The following is a 16,440-nucleotide window of genomic DNA, read 5'->3' on the forward strand; positions in this document are numbered from 1 at the left end:
CGTCACGCCCGCTCGCCGACGGCGCGGATGTCGAGCGAGTCGTAGAACGCGATGTGCCCGGCGATGGGCGCGAACGCGCTGATCGGCTCCGGGTACGACCACGCCGCGGGGGCGTCGTCGTCGGTGCCGGTCAGGGTCCAGTACTCACTCGCCACACCCTTGAACGGGCAGAACGTGGTGCCCTCGATCGCGCGCAGCTGCGCGAGGTCGACATCGGCGCGCGGGAAGTACAGTCGCGTCGGCACATCGACCTCGTGCAGCTCGATCGCGCGGGCGCTCGAGGCGATGCGCCGGTCGCCGCTCCACACCTCCACGACGCCCTCATGGCGTTCGAGGTGCACCAGGCCGTCCGTGGCGATTCCGGGTGCATCCAGGACTGCGGCATCTGTCATGTCACTGCTCCTTCTCTCTGGGGTGCTGCTTCTCCGCGGGGATCCGCGAAGCCGACGGGCATCCGCTCGCTCACCGCGCGCCCCGGTCGGTCCGATGGCGCGGGCAGGGCGGCGAGCAGGATGCCGAGGAAGGCGAGCGTGCCGCCCACGACCTTGATGGGCTCGGGAGGCTCGCCGAGCGCGACGGCGAACGCATAGCCGAGCGCGGGGACGGCCCCGGTGGCGGTGCCCGCGACGGCGGATGGCACGCGCTCGGCGCCGTAGTTGTAGAGCGCCATGGTGGGGCCGGTCACGATGAGCGACAGGAACAGGATGCTGACCCATCCCGGGCCGTCGGAGGGCCAGGCCGCCGAGCCGTTCGCCACCTCCCACGCGAACCACGGCAGCAGGAGCAGCGCGCCCCAGATCGCCGTCGCGGTCGCGAGCACGACGGCATCCGTCGGCGGTTCCGCCGGGACGGGCGCGCGGTCGGATGCCGGCACGCCGGATCTCCGCAGCAGCACCGTGTAGAGCGCGTAGGAGGCGAGGCCCAGCACGAGCAGCAGGGCGCCGGGGCCGAACTCGACGGCGCCGGCCGACGCGACGACGATGCCGGCTGTGGTGATCGCGAGCCCCGCGAGCACCCGAGCGGTGATCCTCTCCCGGATCAGCCACCAGGCGATCAGCGCGGTCAGCACGGGGAGGGACGCCGACATCAGCGAAGCCGTGCCGGCGGTGGAGAGGACGAGCCCGAGGTTGCTCGGCAGGTAGAACAGGGCGACGCCGGTGAGCGCGAGCACCACGGTCGCCGGTCGGCGCAGCGCGCGCGTGACGGCAGGGAGTCCGAGCCGGGGGCGGAGGAGGATGACCAGTCCGAGCATGAGGGGGACGGCGAGCACGAGCCGCAGTTCCGAGAGCACGGCGGGAGAAGCGGTGACTAGCACGATCGCGCTCAACCCGTAGGTCGTCGACCACAGCACGACCGAGACGACGACGGCGATGACCGGCACCCACGGACGCGCTGCGGCGGTCACGGCCGACCCGCGCGACGACCGGCGACCGCGACGCCGTCGACGGTGATGTCGAGCCGTTCCGAGTAGAAGGCGATGCGGCCGGCGATCGGCGCGATGACCGGAAGCGGAGCCGGGTACGACCACGCGATCTCACGGTCGGGGCGGTCGGCGGTGGCCCAGTACCTGCTCGCCTCGCCCTTGTACGGGCACTTGCTCCAGCCGTCGATCTCCGTCAGCGCGGACAAGTCGACGTCCTCGGCCGGCAGATAGTAGCGGGCCGGGAGCCCGGTCTCGTAGACGATGACCGGATGCCGCGAATCGGCGAGCACGCGGTTGCCGTCACGGACCACCACGTGCCGCGTGGAGGACAGCGCGTCGACGCGGTTGCGCGGGTCGCGCGGATGCGCGAACACGCGGTCCTCCTCCTCGGTCCATCGATCCAGCACGCCCGGGAACCAGGTGACGGCGAGGAAGCCGTCGAGCTCGTCGACGTCCCAGGTCCATGCGGCCGACGGAATGCGTCGTTCGCCCACGACGAGGTCGAACCAGCGCCGGGCGGGCAGACGCGGTCGGTAGTACGCAGCGGCGGGCGGCTCTCCGGGGACGAGCAGGTCGGTGCGGACGTCGGCCAGCGGGAACCCGTACTCGGGCACCTTGGCGTCGGGTTCCCAGACGAGGATCGGGCGACGGGAGTCGACGACGGCGAGCTCACCGACCCAGCCGCGCAGCCATCTCTCGCTCGGCTCCCAGCGCCAGGTCGGCGCCGTGAGCGGAACGCGCCGCACCAGCCGAGCGCTCTCGCGCGGTTCCACGGCGAGCGTCGCAGCGGTCTCCGACATCGGTCCTCCTCGGGTGACGACAGACCCGTCTCCGGGCAGACCCATCCAAGAGCAGAACGTGCTCCTGCGCCCCGCCGGTTGCCGCCCGTGACATCACATGACTCCGGATGACGCGCGCTGACGTCTCGTGACCGCGCTCTCCGCGCCCGACGCACGGAGCTCTAGCGTGGCGCCATGTCTTCCCCTGCCGCGTCTTCTTCCGTCGCGCCCGTCGGCGCATCCGCCCCGCTCCGTATCGGACTGTTCGCCCACCTGGCCGATCATCGCGGCGCGGTCGAGCAGACCTACCTCGATCATCTCGACCTGTTCGTGCATGCGGAGGCCCTCGGCGTGGACTCGGCCTGGGTGCGGCAGTTCCATCTGGCCAAGCCGGATGCCGGTCGGCTCGGCGGCCTGCCGTCGCCGTTCGTCTTCCTCGGGGTGCTCGCCGCGCAGACGAGCCGGCTGCGTCTCGGCACGGCGGCGATCACCCTTCCGCTCGAACAGGAGCTGCGCGTGGCGGAGGACGCTGCCGTGCTCGACGCCCTCAGCGGCGGACGTGTGGAGCTCGGACTCGCGAACGGCGGCCAGCCGCAGACCGCGGCGGCGTTCGGCGTCACACCGATCGACGATCGGGAGAAGAGCAGGAGGGCGTACCTCGGGTCGGTCGACAGGCTCACGGCCGCGCTGCGCGGGCACCCGGTCACGGTCGACGGGGAGGTGCTCTCGCCGGCCCGTCCGGGACTCGCGGATCGCGTGTGGCACGCAACCCTCACGGAGCGCAGCGCGTTCGAGACAGGGCGGCGCGGCGAAGGCGTGCTGATCGGCACGACGCAGGTGGTGCCGGCGGAGGTCTCGGCCGCGGCGTACCATCAGGGCCTCGCCGACGGAGCGACTCCTCGACTGGGGTTGTCGACCTGGATCTTCCCCGGCCGCAGCCGAGAAGAGGCGCTCGCTCGCGCCGAGGACGGACTCCGCGCCAAGTGGGAGTGGGCGAGGGACTTCCTTCCGGAAGCCCACTCGACGGCGCAGATCGCCGACCGTCTCACCCTGCACTACGGGACGGCGGACGACATCGCCGCGTCGATAGCGCGGCATCCGGCCTTCGCGTACACGACGCACGTGCAGCTGCAGCTCGACGGACTGTACCGCGACCTCGAGGAGCAGAAGGACGCGCTGGAGCTCTTCACGACCGAGGTCGCCCCCGCGCTCTCCGGTGCCACCCGTGCGGCGGTGGCGGCATGAGCCGCGCGCCGCTCGTCTTCGCCGCCGGCGTGTTCTATCCGGGTGGTGAGCACATCACCGGATGGCGCTCGCCGGGGGCCGAGCCGGACTCCTATCTCGGCCTCGACTACTGGACGCGCTTCGCGCAGACGGCGGAGGACGGGCGCTTCGCCACGCTGTTCCTGGCCGATGAGCTGTACGTCTGGGACCGCTTCCGCTCCGGCATCGAGCACGGCACCAACGTGCGCCTCGAGCCCTTCACGCTCCTCAGCGCGCTCTCGCAGCGCACGAAGAACATCGGTCTCGCGGCGACCGTGTCGACCACGTACAACGAGCCGTACCACGTTGCCCGCAAGCTCGCCTCGCTCGACCACCTCAGCGGCGGACGCGCGGCCTGGAACCTCGTCACGAGCGCGAGCGACGAGGAGGCCCGCAACTTCGGGCGCGACGCCCACCTCGAGCACGGCATCCGCTATGCCCGCGGCGAGGAGTTCGTCGATGTCGTGAACGGCCTCTGGGACGGATGGGACGACGACGCCTTCCTGTTCGACAAGGCCTCCGGACGCTACGCGGACCGGGCCAAGTTGCACGTCCTGCAGCACCGCGGCGAGCACTTCTCGGTGCGCGGACCGCTCAACATCCCGCGACCGGTGCAGGGGCATCCGCCGCTCTTCCAGGCCGGAGCATCGGAAGCAGGCCGTGCACTGGCGGGGAAGACCGCGGATGCCGTCTTCACGCTCGGCGGCGGATCGCTCGCCTCCGGGCAGGGGCTGTACGACGACTACCGGCGACGCGCGGTCGCCGCCGGACGCGAGGCGGACGACCTCAAGGTGCTGCCGTGGTTCTCGCCCATCATCGGCGACAGTCCCGCCGATGCCGAGGACAGGTTCCGCGAGCTCGCCGAGCTCACACCCGAACGCGTGCAGGTCGACCTGCTCGGGCACTACCTGGGCGTGGACCTCGGGGAACGCGACGTGGACGAGCCGTTCACATTCGACTTCGACGTCGAGAGCTTCAACCAGTCGAAGTCGGGATACCAGGCGATCGCCGACCTGCTCGCCCAGCGCCCCTACACGCTGCGCGAACTCGCCTGGGACGTGCTGCGGAAGCGGTTCACGGTCGGCACCCCCGACACGCTCGCCGCGCACCTCATCGAGCGCTACGAGCAGCGCGCCGCCGACGGCTTCATCCTGATGGCGCCGACCCTGCCCGACACCCTCGACCGCTTCGTCGAGCACATCGTGCCGCGGCTCACCGACCACGGCATCTACCCGAGCGAGTACGCGGGCAGCACGCTGCGGGAGAACCTCGGACTCGAACGACCCGCCGGAAGGTACGCCGCATGACCCGTCGACTGCTCCTCGGAGCCTTCCTGTTCCACCCCGGCGGCTCGCATGTCTCGGGCTGGCGCCACGAGACGGCGGAGCCGCATCGACACGTCGACATCGACTACTACGCCGAGTTCGCGGAGACCGCCGAGCGGGGCGTGTTCGACACGATCTTCCTCGCGGACGGCCTGTACTTCTGGGACCGCTTCCCCTCGGGCGTCGACCATTACGGACAGACCCGGCTGGAGCCGCTGACCCTGCTGTCGGCGCTCGCCGCGCGCACCAGCCGCATCGGCCTCGCCGCCACCGTGTCGACCAGCTACAACGAGCCGTATCACGCGGCACGGGCGATCGCCTCGCTCGACCACATCAGCGAAGGCCGCGCGGCCTGGAACCTCGTCACGTCCCGCTACCCCGAGGAGGCGCGCAACTTCGGCGGCGACGCGCACCTCGATCATGCCCTGCGCTACGAGCGGGGTGCCGAGTTCGTCGACGTCGTGCAGCAGCTCTGGGACAGCTGGGCCGACGACGCGATCCTGGCCGACCGGGCGAGCGGGCTGTTCGCCGACCCCGACAGGCTGCGGACGGCCGAGCACCGCGGCGCGCATTTCGCGGTGCGCGGCCCGCTCAACGTGAGCCGTCCGCCGCAGGGGTACCCCGTCCTGTTCCAGGCCGGGGGATCGGAGGCAGGGCAGGAGCTCGCCGCGGCCACAGCGGATGCCGTCTTCGCCCGCTCCCTGCCCCTCGCCGAGGCGCAGCGCTTCTACGCGGGGCTCAAGGCACGCGTCGTCGCGCACGGTCGGGATGCCGACGACCTCGCGATCCTCCCGCAGCTGCGACCGGTCGTCGCGGAGACCGGGGAGGAGGCTCGCGCGATCGCGCGCGGCCTCCTCGCCTCGACGCCCGACGCGATCGTCGTCGAGGACGTGGCGCACTCCATCGGGCAGGCGCTGCCCGATGATCCGGATGCCGTGATCGCCGTCGCCCGCGACACCGACAGCGACATCGCGAACGAGTCGAAGTCGCCGAACCGCGAGCTGGCCCGTCTGCAGTCGGGGGAGCGACTCACGCCCCGTCAGCTCTACGCGGAGTCGTTCTGGGAATCGGTCACGGTCGGAAGCGCCCGCGAGATCGCGGACGACGTGCAGGAGCGCTTCGAGAACGGCGCGGCCGACGGCTTCGTCGTGCAGGCCCTCACGCAGCCGCAGGGGTTCCGCGACTTCGTCGACCTCGTCGTGCCGGAGCTGCAGCGCCGCGGGCTCACGCGCACCGCATACGAGGAGAGCACCCTGCGCGAGCGCCTGGGTCTCACGCGCCCCGCCCGCCGTGCGGCGGAGACGGTGGGCTGAATCGCGGGCGATGCCGACCCGATACGGTGGGGGCATGCTCCAGGCCCTCCGCACCTTCGGGCGCATCCTCGCGCGGCACTGGCCGGCGCTCGTGGCCTGGTATCTCGGCGGCGAGGCGGTGCACCAGCTGCTCGTGCAGCTGGCCGGATTCGTCGGCGGCCTGACCACGCTCGGCGGTCTGCTCCTGCTCCCGCTCGCGGTGGCGGCGCGACTCATCTCCTACGTCGCGATGTACCTCACGGTGCAGCCCTCGCTGCCGCATGCCGCTCCCGAGGGGGAGCCGGGACCGCGACGTTTCGCCCAGGCCATCCTCACGGCGATCCTGCCGTTCTTCGCGTTCTCGGCGGCCTGGGGTCTGCTCGACGCCGACCTCATCGAGTTCTTCCGGATCGCCAGCAGCATCGCTCTGCGCGATGCCGGATACGACCTCGACCAGCTCGGCGACCGCGGTGGGCTCGTCGCCATCGGAGTGCTGCCGGTCGCGGTGCTCGTGATCGCGCTCGCCGTCCGTGTCGTCCTCGCCCGATTCGGCGCCCGGCTGCCGTCGTGGACGCTCGTCGTCGCGGCGTACGCCGAGGTGCTCTGGACCTTCATGCTGTTCACGCTCGTGGGGCAGTGGTGGGCGAACACGAAGGAGTGGCTGGCCGAGCGGTCTGCGGCCGTCTGGCTCGACGGAGTCGGCGACTGGTTCGCCGCGAACCTGGTCCCCGTCGCCGCGCTGTGGGAGGGTGCGCTCTGGCTCGTCGGCTTCCTGGTCGCGGCCGTCTTCGTTCCCGCTGCCTGGCTGACCATCGCCGGTGTCACCTACGGCACCGCGTTCGATGAGACGCCGCCCGTGCTGCGTCGCTTCGCGGGCGCGTCGAACGGGACGGTGTCGCGCCTCGTCACGATCGTCACCCGCCGCTTCGAGGAGCTGTGGGCCGCGGTCGCCCTGATCTGGCGGGGCGGACCGGTCGTCTTCGGATGCCTGGCGGTCGCCTACGCGGTGTGGGCCTGGGCGACGCAGGTCGGCTCCCAGGCCGTGCTCGGCATCTTCGGCGGACAGGAGACGTCGTTCTGGGCGGCCTTCCTCCCGCTCCTGCTCGTGGCCGTCGGAGTGATCGCCGAGCCGCTCCGCGTCGCGATCGTGGCCACCGCCTTCGATGCGGTCATCGGACGTCCCGAGGCCGAGATGGGGACGCGGGACTCAGAGCTCGACGGGGAACCGGGCGATCTCGCCGTCGCCGGGGACCTCGAGCACGAACGGGCCGTCGGCGTCGTCGGGAAGCAGGAAGACGGCGAGCAGGGCGTAGGGCCCTGACGCCTCCTGGCAGTACGACTCTCCGGCGTCGAACGGCACGTCCAGCACGGAGCGCGCGTTGCTCCAGACGCGGTCGCCCTCCGCCTCGGCGAGGGTGAACAGCCCGCAGGTCGTCGCCTGCGAACCGCCACGGGAATCGATCCGGATGCTGAGGGTGCGGGATCCCTCCGGAGCCTCGAACTCGCCCCAGCGGGCGGACTCGACGGAGAGCGTCTGTCCGGCGATCTCGGCGGAGCCGTCTTCTGCCTCGACCGTCGACGGGTCGCCGGTCGACGCGGGCAGCACGTCGAGCCAGACGTGCACGGCGACGACAGCCGCGGCCGCCACGATCAGTGCCGTGAGGGCGACCCGCTGCCTCCGCCACCACGACGTCATGGCGTCCCCAGACGCGGGGCTTCGATCTCGACGCTCGGCGCCGTCGACGCCTGGTCGAGGTCGACCCGGAAGGCGATCACGTCATCGAGCTCCGGCGTCGGATAGCGCCCGCTGAGCCGCAGCTCGCCGACGCCCGAGCGCAGGTCGTCGGGCAGTTCGAACGCCAGCATCCCCACCGTGTCCGTCCCCACGCGCAGATCCGTGCCGACAAGGGTCGCCGGCGGCCGTTCGCTCGCCTGGAACACCCGCCCGTCGATCAGCAGGCTGGCCACGCCGATCGCGGCATCGACCTCGGTCGTTGGAGCGGAGACGGCGAGCTCGACGACGAGCCAGTTCCCCTCGGCCTCCCATTCCTCATCCGTCATCGTCACGTGCTCGGTGCGGGTGACGTCGACCACGACGGCGGCGAGCGTGCGAGCCGTTGCCGGGCCGCCGTCGGCGGCACCGCGCACGACGAACGGATCGAGCAGTGCCTGCTCGGGCGGAGTGGCGGCTGTCACCACGCCGGCCACGAGGACGAGGACGGCACCGATGACCCAGGGGAGAGCACGGCCCGACGCCCGGCCCTTCGCGCCGCGCTTCACGGAGCAGCCGCCAACTCGATCTGCGCGCTGAGCGCGGCCCGCCGCCAGCTGATCGTGGAGGCTGCGAGGATGACCTGACCGGCCTGCTCCGTCGCGTCGTGGACGTCGAGCCGGGCCGTTCCGTCGGCGAGGGCGCGCACGGTGGCGTCGTCGTCGGCGACCGGCCACGCGATCGTCACCTCGGCGGGGACGCCCGGCTGCAGGATGACGGCGCGGGGCGAGCCGTCCGCGCGCCACGAGCGCGCCGTGCCGGTCACGGCGACGCCGGAGATCTCGAGCATCGGCTCGCGCCCGACGATCATCCGCGAATCGACCCGGTCGGCCGAGCGCTCGACGCCGACCGCCCGGTCGGAGAGGTTCTCCAGCCGCACCGTCACCACGAGCAGCGTCTCGCCGGGTTCCGCCTCCAGGAACTGGCTCTCGACGGCGTCGGTGAGCTCCGCGTCGAGTACGGAGACGGTGTACAGCGAGGTGCGCGCGCCGTCGCCGGCGGAGACCTGAGCCGGCGTCCGGGATGCCGGGGCAAGGCCGCCGAAGCCGATGACCACGGCGAGCAGGGCGACGATCGCGGCGGCGGCGATCCAGAACGGCAGCGCGGAGCGGCTCACGACCGTGCGCGCCGCGCCGGCAGCGGCAGCCCGCGCACCGGCCGCCACCCCCTGCGTCCTCGTCACGACGTCAGCCTAGCGAGGGCTTCGCCCCGACTGCCGTCCGGTGTCAGTCCTCGTCGACGACGCTCATGTCGGGATCCGTGTTCGTCCGGGTGTCCAGCAGCTCGGGCCCGGCATCGTCCGCCGCGGGATCGTCGGTGCCGGAGCCGTCTCGATGGGCACCGCCGTACTGCACGGCATCGGGAGCGGCGGGGTCGTCATGGGTGGCCGGGTCGTCGGCCGTGAAGACCTTCTCGCCGTCCGGCGCGGCTGCGGCGGCATCGAAGGGGCCGTGGTCCTCGGGGTAGCTGCGGGGGTCGCTCATGAGGGATCCTCTCTGGTCGGACCACCAGGATCGCGGTTCCGTCGCGATCCGGCGCTCCCGTTGACAGGCACGCGATCGTCTGGGTGTCAGTCCGCGCAGGTCTCGAACACGTGGCCCTCGTCCGCAGGGGTGAGCAGGTCGCGGTCGCGCAGCACCATCGACGCGGGGGAGTCCTCGTCGGCGCACATCTCGGCGAACGTCCGCGGCAGCTCATCGGAGTACTCGACGTCGATCACGGCATCCCCGTAGACCGCGGTGTACGCGCGGCATTCCTCGTAGGCCGCGCATTCCTCCGCGACCGCGAAGTCGAATCCTGCCTGCTCGTGCAGCGTGGCGGCATCCTCGGCGGAGTTCTTCTGCCCGGCGGCGAGACCGGCGCGGTGCGCGGCGTCGACGAGAACAGCGGCGAGCGCCAGGTTGTCCTCGAGGGAGAGCGCTTCGTCCGAGCGCGTGTAGGTGTCGAGATTGTCGAACTCGACCGCGTCGAATCCGGCATCCGCGCAGCCGTCGATCCAGGGGACGACCTGTGCGGCGATGCGCTCACGATTCTCCGGGGTCGCCGTGTCGAGCAGCGCCTCATCCGGCCAGTCCGGGTCGAACACGACGTCGCCGTCGCGGTGCAGCAGCAGATCGGCATCCCAGGCGTCGAGCTCGCCGGGCTGGGTCTGGAAGCCGTTCACGTAGCAGACCGAGTAGATGCCGGGAGCGGGATCGGCTGCGCGGTCGCGCCCGACGACGGCGACCTCTGCGGCGGGCGCGTAGGCGCCGCCGAGCTGATAGTCGACCATGGCTCCCGCGGGAGGGAGCGACCAGTCGGTGGGCGGAGCGGATGCCGCGGGGGCGCCGGTCGCGGCGGTGCAGCCCGTGAGTCCGAGCAGGATGCCGACCGCCAGCGCGGCCAGCGCGGCCCGCGGCGTCCGGGCGGAGGAGGGGCGACGGAGCACTCCAGAAACCTACCCCGCCGATCGGGAATTCTCCGAGGGGAGGCGTCGTTGGCGTTATATGCAATTGCATGGACCTTGGAAAGGACCTCTTCGGTATGACCATCTACAACGTCGGCTTCCTCGTCGGCAGCATCTCCTCGACCTCGATCAACCGCCGGCTCTCGCGCGCCCTGGTGAAGCTCGCGCCGCAGGCCGATCTGACGCTCACCGAGATCCCGATCGCCGACCTCCCGTTCTACTCCGCGGATCACGATGCCGCGATCCCGGCCGAGGCGGCCGAGTTCAAGAAGGGCATCGAGGCGTCCGACGCGATCATCCTCGTGACTCCGGAGTACAACCGGTCGGTCCCCGGTGTGCTGAAGAACGCGCTCGACACCGCGAGCCGTCCGTGGGGGCAGAACAGCTTCGCCGGCAAGCCGTCCGCCGTCATCGGCGGCTCGATCGGACCGATCGGCACGGCCGTCGCCCAGCAGCAGCTGCGCTCGATCCTGTCGTTCCTCGCCTCGCCCGAGCTCGCGCAGCCCGAGGCGTACATCCACATGCGCGACGGACTGTTCACGGAGGACGGCGAGGTCACCGATGACTCGACCGTCGAGTTCCTCGTCTCCTGGCTGAAGGCCGTGCACACGCACATCGCGAAGACGCTCAGCCCCGTCACCTGACGCGGTCAGCTCGCGGTCGCTGTCCCGATCAGCGGTCGCTGTCCCGATCAGCGGTCGCTGTCCCGTTCTGCTGGCCCATCTCGGCGAGGAGTCAGCAGAACGGGACGGGGTCAGCTGATCGGGACCGGGCCTCAGCTTCCGGCGCCGTACAGCTGCGCGACCTCTTTCGACCCCATGCCCTGGTCGTAGGTCCCGTGCTGCGGCCAGCCCTCCGGCGAGTCCTCCCACTCCTCCTGCCGACCGTACGGGAGCACGTCGACGAGCGCCTGCAGGTGACTGAAGCGCTCGGTGCCTCGCCCGTTCGTGTGCCAGGTGCGGTAGACGGTGTCGCCGTCGCGCAGGAACACGTTCACCGCGAACCCGCCGTCCGGCGGCGCGCCGACGTCGGAGCCGAACGTGCTGTCGGCGCTCGAGTACCACTCCATGCGGTTCCCCACCCGGTCGCGATAGGCGACGGCCTCGTCGATCGGGCCGTTCGTGACGATCACGAAGCGCGCGTCGTAATAGCGGTCGAGGAAGTCCAGGCGCGTGAACTGCGAGGTGAACCCGGTGCAGCCAGGGCACTGCCACTCGTTGCCGTCGGACCACATGTGGTTGTAGACGATGAGCTGCGACTGCTCGCCGAAGACGTCGGCGAGCCGCACCGGGCCGTCGGCGCCCATGAGCGTGTAGTCCGGCATCCGCACCATCGGCAGGCGTCGTCGCTGCGCCGCGATGGCGTCGAGCTCACGGGTGGCGGCCTTCTCGCGCACCCGCAGCGCGTCGAGCTCGCGCTGCCAGGTCTCGGCGTCGACGACGGGCGGAAGGGGCGTCTGGGCAGTGCTCACGGTGACCTCCGGATGCTGATGAGACGATGCATCCAGTGTGCGCGCGGCCACCGACAGGGTCAACGGAGTTCAGCGCCGACCCACCCCGTTGTGGACGATCCGGCCTGGAATGTGCGTTCGCAGAGGGCCGGTTCGCACCGAAGGGGGTGGTTCGGCAGGGCTTTTCCCGGCAGGGCTTTACTCGCCGGTGCTCTGTTCGGCGGCGCGTTGCTCGACCGGGTTCCGACGGATGCCGATCCACGACACGACGCCGCCGAGCACCAGCAGTGACGCGGTGACCCAGGCGGCGTTGTGGAAGCCGCCGAGGTCGAGCGCCCCGCCGACGATCGTCGACAGCATCGCCACCACGAGCAGGCCCGCGACGCGCGACACCGCGTTGTTCACCGCCGAGGCGATGCCGGAGTGCTTCTCGTCGATCGCGCCGAGGATCGCCGCGGTGAGCGGAGCGACCGTGAGGGACAGCCCGAGCCCCATCACGATCATCGCCGGGAGCACCTGCCACCAGTAGTCGAAGTCCGCGCCGACCGTGAGCAGCAGCAGGGCGCCTCCGGCCATCACGATCGGGCCGATCGTCATGAAGATGCGCGGGCCCCAGCGCCCGGCCCACGCTCCCGCGCGCGAGCTGAGCAGGATCATCAGGATCGTCATGGGGAGGCTGGCGAGACCGGCGGCCGTGGCGCTGAGCCCCGCGCCCTGCTGCAGATACACGCCGACGACGAAGCCGTTGAGCGAGAGGGCGGCGTAGACGAAGAGCGTCGCCAGGTTCCCCCAGCCGAAGTCGCGCACGCGGAAGAGCCAGAGCGGCATCAGCGGCGTCGAGGAGGTGCGCTGACGCAGCAGGAACAGGACGAACAGCCCGGCACCGATCAGGGCGGGGAGCCAGATCGCGGGGGACTGCCAGCCGAGGTTCGGCTGCTCGATGAGCGCGAACACCACCGCGCCGAGGCCGAGGGCGCACAGCGCGCCGCTCCACCAGTCGACCCGCACCGTGCGCTCATGCTCCGGCAGGTGCAGGCGGGCGAGCAGGAGAAGCGTGATGGCGATCGGGACGACGTTGATGAGGAAGACGAAGCGCCAGGAGAGGAAGTCGACGAAGAGGCCGCCGAGCAGCGGACCGACGAGCATGGCGCCGGTCGTGAACGCCGTCCACACCCCGATCGCCCTGGCCTGCACCTCGGCGCGCATCGTGGCCGTGATCAGCGCGAGCGAGCTCGGAACGAGGAGCGCTCCCGCCGCGCCCTGCGCCGCGCGGGCGATGATGAGCGTCAGCGGATCGAACGCCGCGGCCACCGCGATCGAGGCCACTCCGAAGGCGATCAGCCCGATGCGCATCACCAGCACGCGGCCGTAGGCGTCCGACACGGAGCCGGCCAGGAGGATGAGCGCGCTCAGCGTGATCAGGTAGGCGTCGACCACCCACTGCTGGGTCGTGATGCCACCGCCGATCTCGCGGCTGATCGCCGGCAGCGCGACGTTGACGACCGTGCCGTCGAGGAAGGTGACGAAGGAGGCGAGCACCGCGATCGAGATCACGAGACGCTGAACGGGGGCGAAGGATGCCACAGGCCGAGACTACTCCCGGCTGCCCACCCCAGGGCGCGACGCGGGGCACGGCGCCGCCCGGGTCACGGGGTCGGCGCCTGGTCCTGTCCGGTGATCGGGGCCGGGGTCCCCGCACGGAGGAGCGCGGCCAGTCCGTGCACGCCCTCGTGTGCGACCGCACGTCGCTGCCGCGTCGCGCCGGTGCCGTCGCTGCGGATGCGCTCGAGCCGTTCGGTGACGAAGTCCTCGTCGCCGAACTCCTGGAGCGCGGGCGTGCTCGCGGCCCGCATCCGATCGACGACGGCCCAGGCATCGGCGGCCTCGCCCGTCGTGGGATCGATGATGCGTGCCTCCATGCCGGAGCGCGCGGCCGTCCACAGCGACGCATCGACCGCGTCGAGTCGGTCGCCCCGCAGGGAGCGGTCGTCCGAGAGCAGGAGGGCGCGGCAGAGCACGGCGGCGAGCACGGAGTCCTCGGGCTCCAGCTGCGCGTCGAACACCCGGACCTCGACCGTCGGGAAGCGCTCCGACAGGCGCACGGCCCAGGACAGCGACGCCGTCTCGCCGATCGCATCCAGGTCGAGGAGCTGCCGGATGCGGCCCCGGTAGTCCTCGAGGTCGTGGAACCGGGGCGGGCACCAGGACGAGGGGAGACGGTGGATCAGCACGCTCCGCCAGCTGGCGAACGCCGTGTCGAGGCCGTTGGCGAAGGGACTGTTGCCGGTGAGGGCCAGCAGCACGGGGAGCCAGCCGCGGATCCGGTTGAGCGCGCGGACCCGCTCCTCGTCGTCGGCGATCTCGACGTGGACGTGCAGACCGTTCACCTCGTGGTCGCGGCTGAGATGCCCGAGACGGAAGGCGACATCGTCGTAGTGCGGGGAGGGGGAGACGATCGACGTCCGCGTCGTGGCGAACGGATGTCCGGTGGCGGCGGCGATCGCCCGCTGCTCCTGCGCATGCCATCCGACCAGGCCGCGCAGGTGGCGCAGCTGCGTCTCGGCCTCGGCACGGTCATCGACCGGCTCGGTGGCGGTCTCGAGCTGCGAGGTCAGGTACTCGGCCGTGACGCTGCCGCCGGTGCGGAGCCGCGTGAAGCGCTCCCGCGTGCCCGCGGCCATCGCCAGGGGCACGAGGGCGTCTTCGTCGAGAAGGAGGAACTCCTCCTCGATGCCGAATCGCGCCATCGCGGGTCAGTGATTCCGGAGGGCGGAGATGAGCTCGGGCTTCCGCTTCCCGCTGTAGCCGGTCAGGCCCAGCTCCTTGGCGCGCTTCTTCAACTCGGGGACGGTCCAGTCCTCGTAGTCGCCGCTCTCGCCGCCGCGGCGGCCGACCGCCTTGCGTCCGTCTCTGGCCGCGGCGTTCGAGATGCGTGCGGCCTTCTCCTTGGATGCTCCGTCATCGCGGAGCTCCTCGTAGAGTTCCGGATCCTTCAGAGAGTTGTTCCGTCTGCCCGGCATGATCCTCAGCTCCTTGCGATGGCACCTGGGAGGTACCTGAGTCAACCCCCTGACGGGGAAAGTCGTACGTGGCTACGTTTGGTCGCTGTAGACGGGCGCACTGTGCCCCGGCGAAAGGAAATCTGATGAACATTCTGTTGATCATCGTCATCGTCGTCGCTGTGATCCTCGCGATCACCGGCGGACTCGTGCAGTCGCTTCAGTTCCTGCTCTGGGTCGGACTGGTCCTGCTGGCCATCGCCGTGATCGCCTGGTTGATCCGTGCGATCAGCGGGAGCCGACGGGCCTGACCCCACAAGTGAGGCCCGCCCGTCGGCGGGCCTCACTTGTCGAAAGCCGTCTTGGCGGCGTCCTTCACGTTCTCGCCGGCCTGCTTGGCTGAGGCCTTGACCTGGTCGGCCTTGCCCTCGGCTTCGAGCCGCTCGTTGTCCGTGACCTTGCCGAGGCCTTCCTTCGCCTTGCCGGCGGCCTTCTCGGCGGCGTTCTTGATGTCATCTGCGGCACTCATGTGCTGCTCCTCTCCTAGGCGGATCGTTTGCCTTCACACCCTCGCAAACCGCGGCGAAGACGGCCAAGGGATTGACAATCCGCAGGTGCCGTGTCAACGATGCCGAACCCGTCGACGTGGCTCCGTCGAAGGACTAGCCTGGCGCCAGGCGGGTGTCCTGCCCGCGGACCTCTCGAAGAAGGAAGCGGTGTGCGATGGACTCGATGATGATGGGCGCCATGTCGAAGAACATGGAGTCGATGACCGATGACATGGCCATGATGGACATGTCCGTCCTGCAGGCCTGTATGGACGCGTGCTCGGCCTGCGAGCAGGCCTGTACGGTGTGCTCCACTCAGCTGATGGACTGCGCGCCGGCATGCATGAACTGCGCCGACATGTGCAATACGATGATGCGCTCGATGATGCGGATGCAGGGGATGACCCCCGCCACCATGATGTCGATGCTCAACGCCTGCATCGCGATGTGTCAGCTCTGCATGGACGAGTGCATGAAGCACGCCGACCACAGCGAGGTCTGCAGGATGTGCGCTCAGGCATGCCAGGCCTGCATGGACGCGTGCATGGCCATGAAGGACATGATGATGGCGAGCGCCTGACCCTTCGACAGGCTCAGGGACCCAGGCACCCAGCGGGGATTGGGGCCCGGAGGGCTCAGGCCGCGGCGACGTTGTACTGCGTGCGCCCGATCGCGAGCACGCCGTAGCGCGCGTGCAGGGCCACCGGCGTGCCGGGGCCCGCTTCGAGCGAGGCGCCCGAGCCGTTCCACAGTGCGTGCGCCGCGCCGTCGAGCCCGCGCACGACGAGGTCGCCGGTCACGGCATCCGCCGACTCCACGATGCCGTCGACCCATTCGGCCGGCGTCGCCGAGGCGATGCGCGCCTGGATCAGGTGCAGGGCGTGGCCGGGAGCGAACGAGGAGCACCGGTCGCCGTGCTGGCACATGCACGCCGCACGCTCACGCACCGGGAGGGGCGAAAGGCGGTTCAGCGGCGTGGACACGGTGGTCTCCTTCATGATCGGGCGTTTCCGAAAGCGTAGGTCGGCATCCCGCGGGGCGATAGGCGCACCGACACGGAGTGAAACAAACAGGTGTAAGCTCGCCGGGTGCTGTTTTCGATGAGCGCCGTTCCGGCGCAGAACGGAGCCGCAGGCGCCCCCCG

General features: G+C 70.8%; 21 protein-coding genes. 7 read left to right on the forward strand and 14 right to left on the reverse strand.

Translation table 11 applies throughout. The features are described 5' to 3' along the window. Positions 1–2: 2 nt before the first annotated feature. The 3 genes from LBN7_RS13715 to LBN7_RS13725 are packed head-to-tail and all read right to left on the reverse strand — an operon-like array spanning position 3 to position 2,223. Positions 3–392 (reverse strand): DUF427 domain-containing protein, encoded by a 390-nt coding sequence (locus LBN7_RS13715; protein ID WP_407359966.1) that lies wholly within the window; start codon positions 390–392, stop codon positions 3–5. Further along, positions 389–1,405, reverse strand: coding sequence for a DMT family transporter (locus tag LBN7_RS13720; RefSeq protein WP_407359967.1), 1,017 nt, complete (start codon positions 1,403–1,405; stop codon positions 389–391). The genes LBN7_RS13715 and LBN7_RS13720 overlap by 4 nt, the downstream gene beginning before the upstream one ends. Continuing rightward, complete coding sequence (locus tag LBN7_RS13725) at positions 1,402–2,223, reverse strand: DUF427 domain-containing protein (RefSeq protein WP_407359968.1); 822 nt, start codon at positions 2,221–2,223, stop codon at positions 1,402–1,404. Before LBN7_RS13725 ends, LBN7_RS13720 begins: the two co-directional genes overlap by 4 nt. A 174-nt stretch (positions 2,224–2,397) precedes the next feature. On the opposite strand from LBN7_RS13725, the gene LBN7_RS13730 reads away from it, so the two are divergent. From LBN7_RS13730 to LBN7_RS13745, 4 genes are read left to right on the forward strand one after another with little or no spacing between them, the layout of a single operon-like run. Then, positions 2,398–3,447 (forward strand): LLM class flavin-dependent oxidoreductase, encoded by a 1,050-nt coding sequence (locus tag LBN7_RS13730; protein ID WP_341947634.1) that lies wholly within the window; start codon positions 2,398–2,400, stop codon positions 3,445–3,447. Next, entirely contained in the window at positions 3,444–4,772 is a 1,329-nt protein-coding gene (locus LBN7_RS13735) for an LLM class flavin-dependent oxidoreductase (RefSeq protein WP_407359969.1), read from the forward strand. Before LBN7_RS13730 ends, LBN7_RS13735 begins: the two co-directional genes overlap by 4 nt. Continuing rightward, positions 4,769–6,103, forward strand: coding sequence for an NtaA/DmoA family FMN-dependent monooxygenase (locus LBN7_RS13740; protein WP_407359970.1), 1,335 nt, complete (start codon positions 4,769–4,771; stop codon positions 6,101–6,103). Before LBN7_RS13735 ends, LBN7_RS13740 begins: the two co-directional genes overlap by 4 nt. 34 nt (positions 6,104–6,137) lie before the next feature. Then, positions 6,138–7,403, forward strand: a complete 1,266-nt coding sequence (locus tag LBN7_RS13745) for a hypothetical protein (RefSeq protein ID WP_407359971.1) — start codon at positions 6,138–6,140, stop codon at positions 7,401–7,403. Here the strand turns inward: LBN7_RS13745 and LBN7_RS13750 are convergent. The 5 genes from LBN7_RS13750 to LBN7_RS13770 form a co-directional block, all read right to left on the reverse strand. Further along, on the reverse strand, positions 7,290–7,778 hold the full coding sequence (locus LBN7_RS13750; RefSeq protein WP_116635540.1) for a hypothetical protein: 489 nt from the start codon (positions 7,776–7,778) through the stop codon (positions 7,290–7,292). The genes LBN7_RS13745 and LBN7_RS13750 overlap by 114 nt on opposite strands. Next, positions 7,775–8,362, reverse strand: coding sequence for a hypothetical protein (locus LBN7_RS13755; RefSeq protein WP_407359972.1), 588 nt, complete (start codon positions 8,360–8,362; stop codon positions 7,775–7,777). The genes LBN7_RS13750 and LBN7_RS13755 overlap by 4 nt, the downstream gene beginning before the upstream one ends. Then, positions 8,359–9,036, reverse strand: coding sequence for a hypothetical protein (locus LBN7_RS13760; RefSeq protein WP_407359973.1), 678 nt, complete (start codon positions 9,034–9,036; stop codon positions 8,359–8,361). Before LBN7_RS13760 ends, LBN7_RS13755 begins: the two co-directional genes overlap by 4 nt. 43 nt (positions 9,037–9,079) lie before the next feature. Continuing rightward, positions 9,080–9,337, reverse strand: coding sequence for a hypothetical protein (locus tag LBN7_RS13765; RefSeq protein WP_407359974.1), 258 nt, complete (start codon positions 9,335–9,337; stop codon positions 9,080–9,082). 86 nt (positions 9,338–9,423) lie between these two features. Further along, entirely contained in the window at positions 9,424–10,281 is an 858-nt protein-coding gene (locus tag LBN7_RS13770) for an endo alpha-1,4 polygalactosaminidase (RefSeq protein ID WP_407359975.1), read from the reverse strand. A 95-nt stretch (positions 10,282–10,376) separates the two neighbouring features. Between LBN7_RS13770 and LBN7_RS13775 the strand changes: the two genes are divergently transcribed. Further along, positions 10,377–10,943, forward strand: a complete 567-nt coding sequence (locus LBN7_RS13775; protein WP_116635544.1) for an NADPH-dependent FMN reductase — start codon at positions 10,377–10,379, stop codon at positions 10,941–10,943. Between the two features lie 131 nt (positions 10,944–11,074). Here LBN7_RS13775 and LBN7_RS13780 read toward each other — a convergent pair whose 3' ends face one another. The 4 genes from LBN7_RS13780 to LBN7_RS13795 all read right to left on the reverse strand — a co-directional run bounded on the left by LBN7_RS13780 (position 11,075) and on the right by LBN7_RS13795 (position 14,769). After that, positions 11,075–11,770, reverse strand: coding sequence for a DUF899 domain-containing protein (locus LBN7_RS13780; RefSeq protein ID WP_407359976.1), 696 nt, complete (start codon positions 11,768–11,770; stop codon positions 11,075–11,077). Positions 11,771–11,947: 177 nt separating this feature from the next. After that, positions 11,948–13,333 (reverse strand): MFS transporter, encoded by a 1,386-nt coding sequence (locus LBN7_RS13785; RefSeq protein WP_407359977.1) that lies wholly within the window; start codon positions 13,331–13,333, stop codon positions 11,948–11,950. Between the two features lie 62 nt (positions 13,334–13,395). Continuing rightward, positions 13,396–14,496: a YbdK family carboxylate-amine ligase gene (locus LBN7_RS13790; protein WP_407359978.1), complete on the reverse strand. Its 1,101-nt coding sequence runs from the start codon at positions 14,494–14,496 to the stop codon at positions 13,396–13,398. 6 nt (positions 14,497–14,502) lie between these two features. After that, positions 14,503–14,769, reverse strand: coding sequence for a Rho termination factor N-terminal domain-containing protein (locus tag LBN7_RS13795; protein ID WP_407359979.1), 267 nt, complete (start codon positions 14,767–14,769; stop codon positions 14,503–14,505). 125 nt (positions 14,770–14,894) lie between these two features. Here LBN7_RS13795 and LBN7_RS13800 point away from each other — a divergent pair, with 125 nt between their 5' ends. Further along, the gene (locus LBN7_RS13800; RefSeq protein ID WP_162836769.1) at positions 14,895–15,059 is read left to right on the forward strand and encodes a hypothetical protein; all 165 of its coding nucleotides are present in this window, start codon (positions 14,895–14,897) and stop codon (positions 15,057–15,059) included. A gap of 32 nt (positions 15,060–15,091) precedes the next feature. On the opposite strand, the gene LBN7_RS13805 is transcribed toward LBN7_RS13800, so the two are convergent. Then, positions 15,092–15,277, reverse strand: coding sequence for a CsbD family protein (locus LBN7_RS13805; protein ID WP_116635548.1), 186 nt, complete (start codon positions 15,275–15,277; stop codon positions 15,092–15,094). Positions 15,278–15,471: 194 nt separating this feature from the next. Here LBN7_RS13805 and LBN7_RS13810 point away from each other — a divergent pair, with 194 nt between their 5' ends. Continuing rightward, a complete protein-coding gene (locus LBN7_RS13810; RefSeq protein WP_116635549.1) occupies positions 15,472–15,876 on the forward strand; it encodes a hypothetical protein in 405 nt (134 codons plus the stop codon). Positions 15,877–15,931: 55 nt separating this feature from the next. Here LBN7_RS13810 and LBN7_RS13815 read toward each other — a convergent pair whose 3' ends face one another. Continuing rightward, the gene (locus LBN7_RS13815) at positions 15,932–16,279 is read right to left on the reverse strand and encodes a hypothetical protein (protein WP_341947648.1); all 348 of its coding nucleotides are present in this window, start codon (positions 16,277–16,279) and stop codon (positions 15,932–15,934) included. Positions 16,280–16,440 lie beyond the last annotated feature (161 nt).

It is taken from the genome of Microbacterium sp. LBN7, assembly GCF_045690345.1.
Lineage (GTDB): Bacteria > Actinomycetota > Actinomycetes > Actinomycetales > Microbacteriaceae > Microbacterium.

Coding starts and splice junctions, on each gene's coding strand:
- LBN7_RS13715 (WP_407359966.1), bottom strand. CDS start 392: ATGACAGATGCCGCAGTCCTGGATGCACCCGGAATCGCCACGGACGGC.
- LBN7_RS13725 (WP_407359968.1), bottom strand. CDS start 2,223: ATGTCGGAGACCGCTGCGACGCTCGCCGTGGAACCGCGCGAGAGCGCT.
- LBN7_RS13730 (WP_341947634.1), top strand. CDS start 2,398: ATGTCTTCCCCTGCCGCGTCTTCTTCCGTCGCGCCCGTCGGCGCATCC.
- LBN7_RS13735 (WP_407359969.1), top strand. CDS start 3,444: ATGAGCCGCGCGCCGCTCGTCTTCGCCGCCGGCGTGTTCTATCCGGGT.
- LBN7_RS13740 (WP_407359970.1), top strand. CDS start 4,769: ATGACCCGTCGACTGCTCCTCGGAGCCTTCCTGTTCCACCCCGGCGGC.
- LBN7_RS13745 (WP_407359971.1), top strand. CDS start 6,138: ATGCTCCAGGCCCTCCGCACCTTCGGGCGCATCCTCGCGCGGCACTGG.
- LBN7_RS13750 (WP_116635540.1), bottom strand. CDS start 7,778: ATGACGTCGTGGTGGCGGAGGCAGCGGGTCGCCCTCACGGCACTGATC.
- LBN7_RS13765 (WP_407359974.1), bottom strand. CDS start 9,337: ATGAGCGACCCCCGCAGCTACCCCGAGGACCACGGCCCCTTCGATGCC.
- LBN7_RS13775 (WP_116635544.1), top strand. CDS start 10,377: ATGACCATCTACAACGTCGGCTTCCTCGTCGGCAGCATCTCCTCGACC.
- LBN7_RS13790 (WP_407359978.1), bottom strand. CDS start 14,496: ATGGCGCGATTCGGCATCGAGGAGGAGTTCCTCCTTCTCGACGAAGAC.
- LBN7_RS13795 (WP_407359979.1), bottom strand. CDS start 14,769: ATGCCGGGCAGACGGAACAACTCTCTGAAGGATCCGGAACTCTACGAG.
- LBN7_RS13800 (WP_162836769.1), top strand. CDS start 14,895: ATGAACATTCTGTTGATCATCGTCATCGTCGTCGCTGTGATCCTCGCG.
- LBN7_RS13805 (WP_116635548.1), bottom strand. CDS start 15,277: ATGAGTGCCGCAGATGACATCAAGAACGCCGCCGAGAAGGCCGCCGGC.
- LBN7_RS13810 (WP_116635549.1), top strand. CDS start 15,472: ATGGACTCGATGATGATGGGCGCCATGTCGAAGAACATGGAGTCGATG.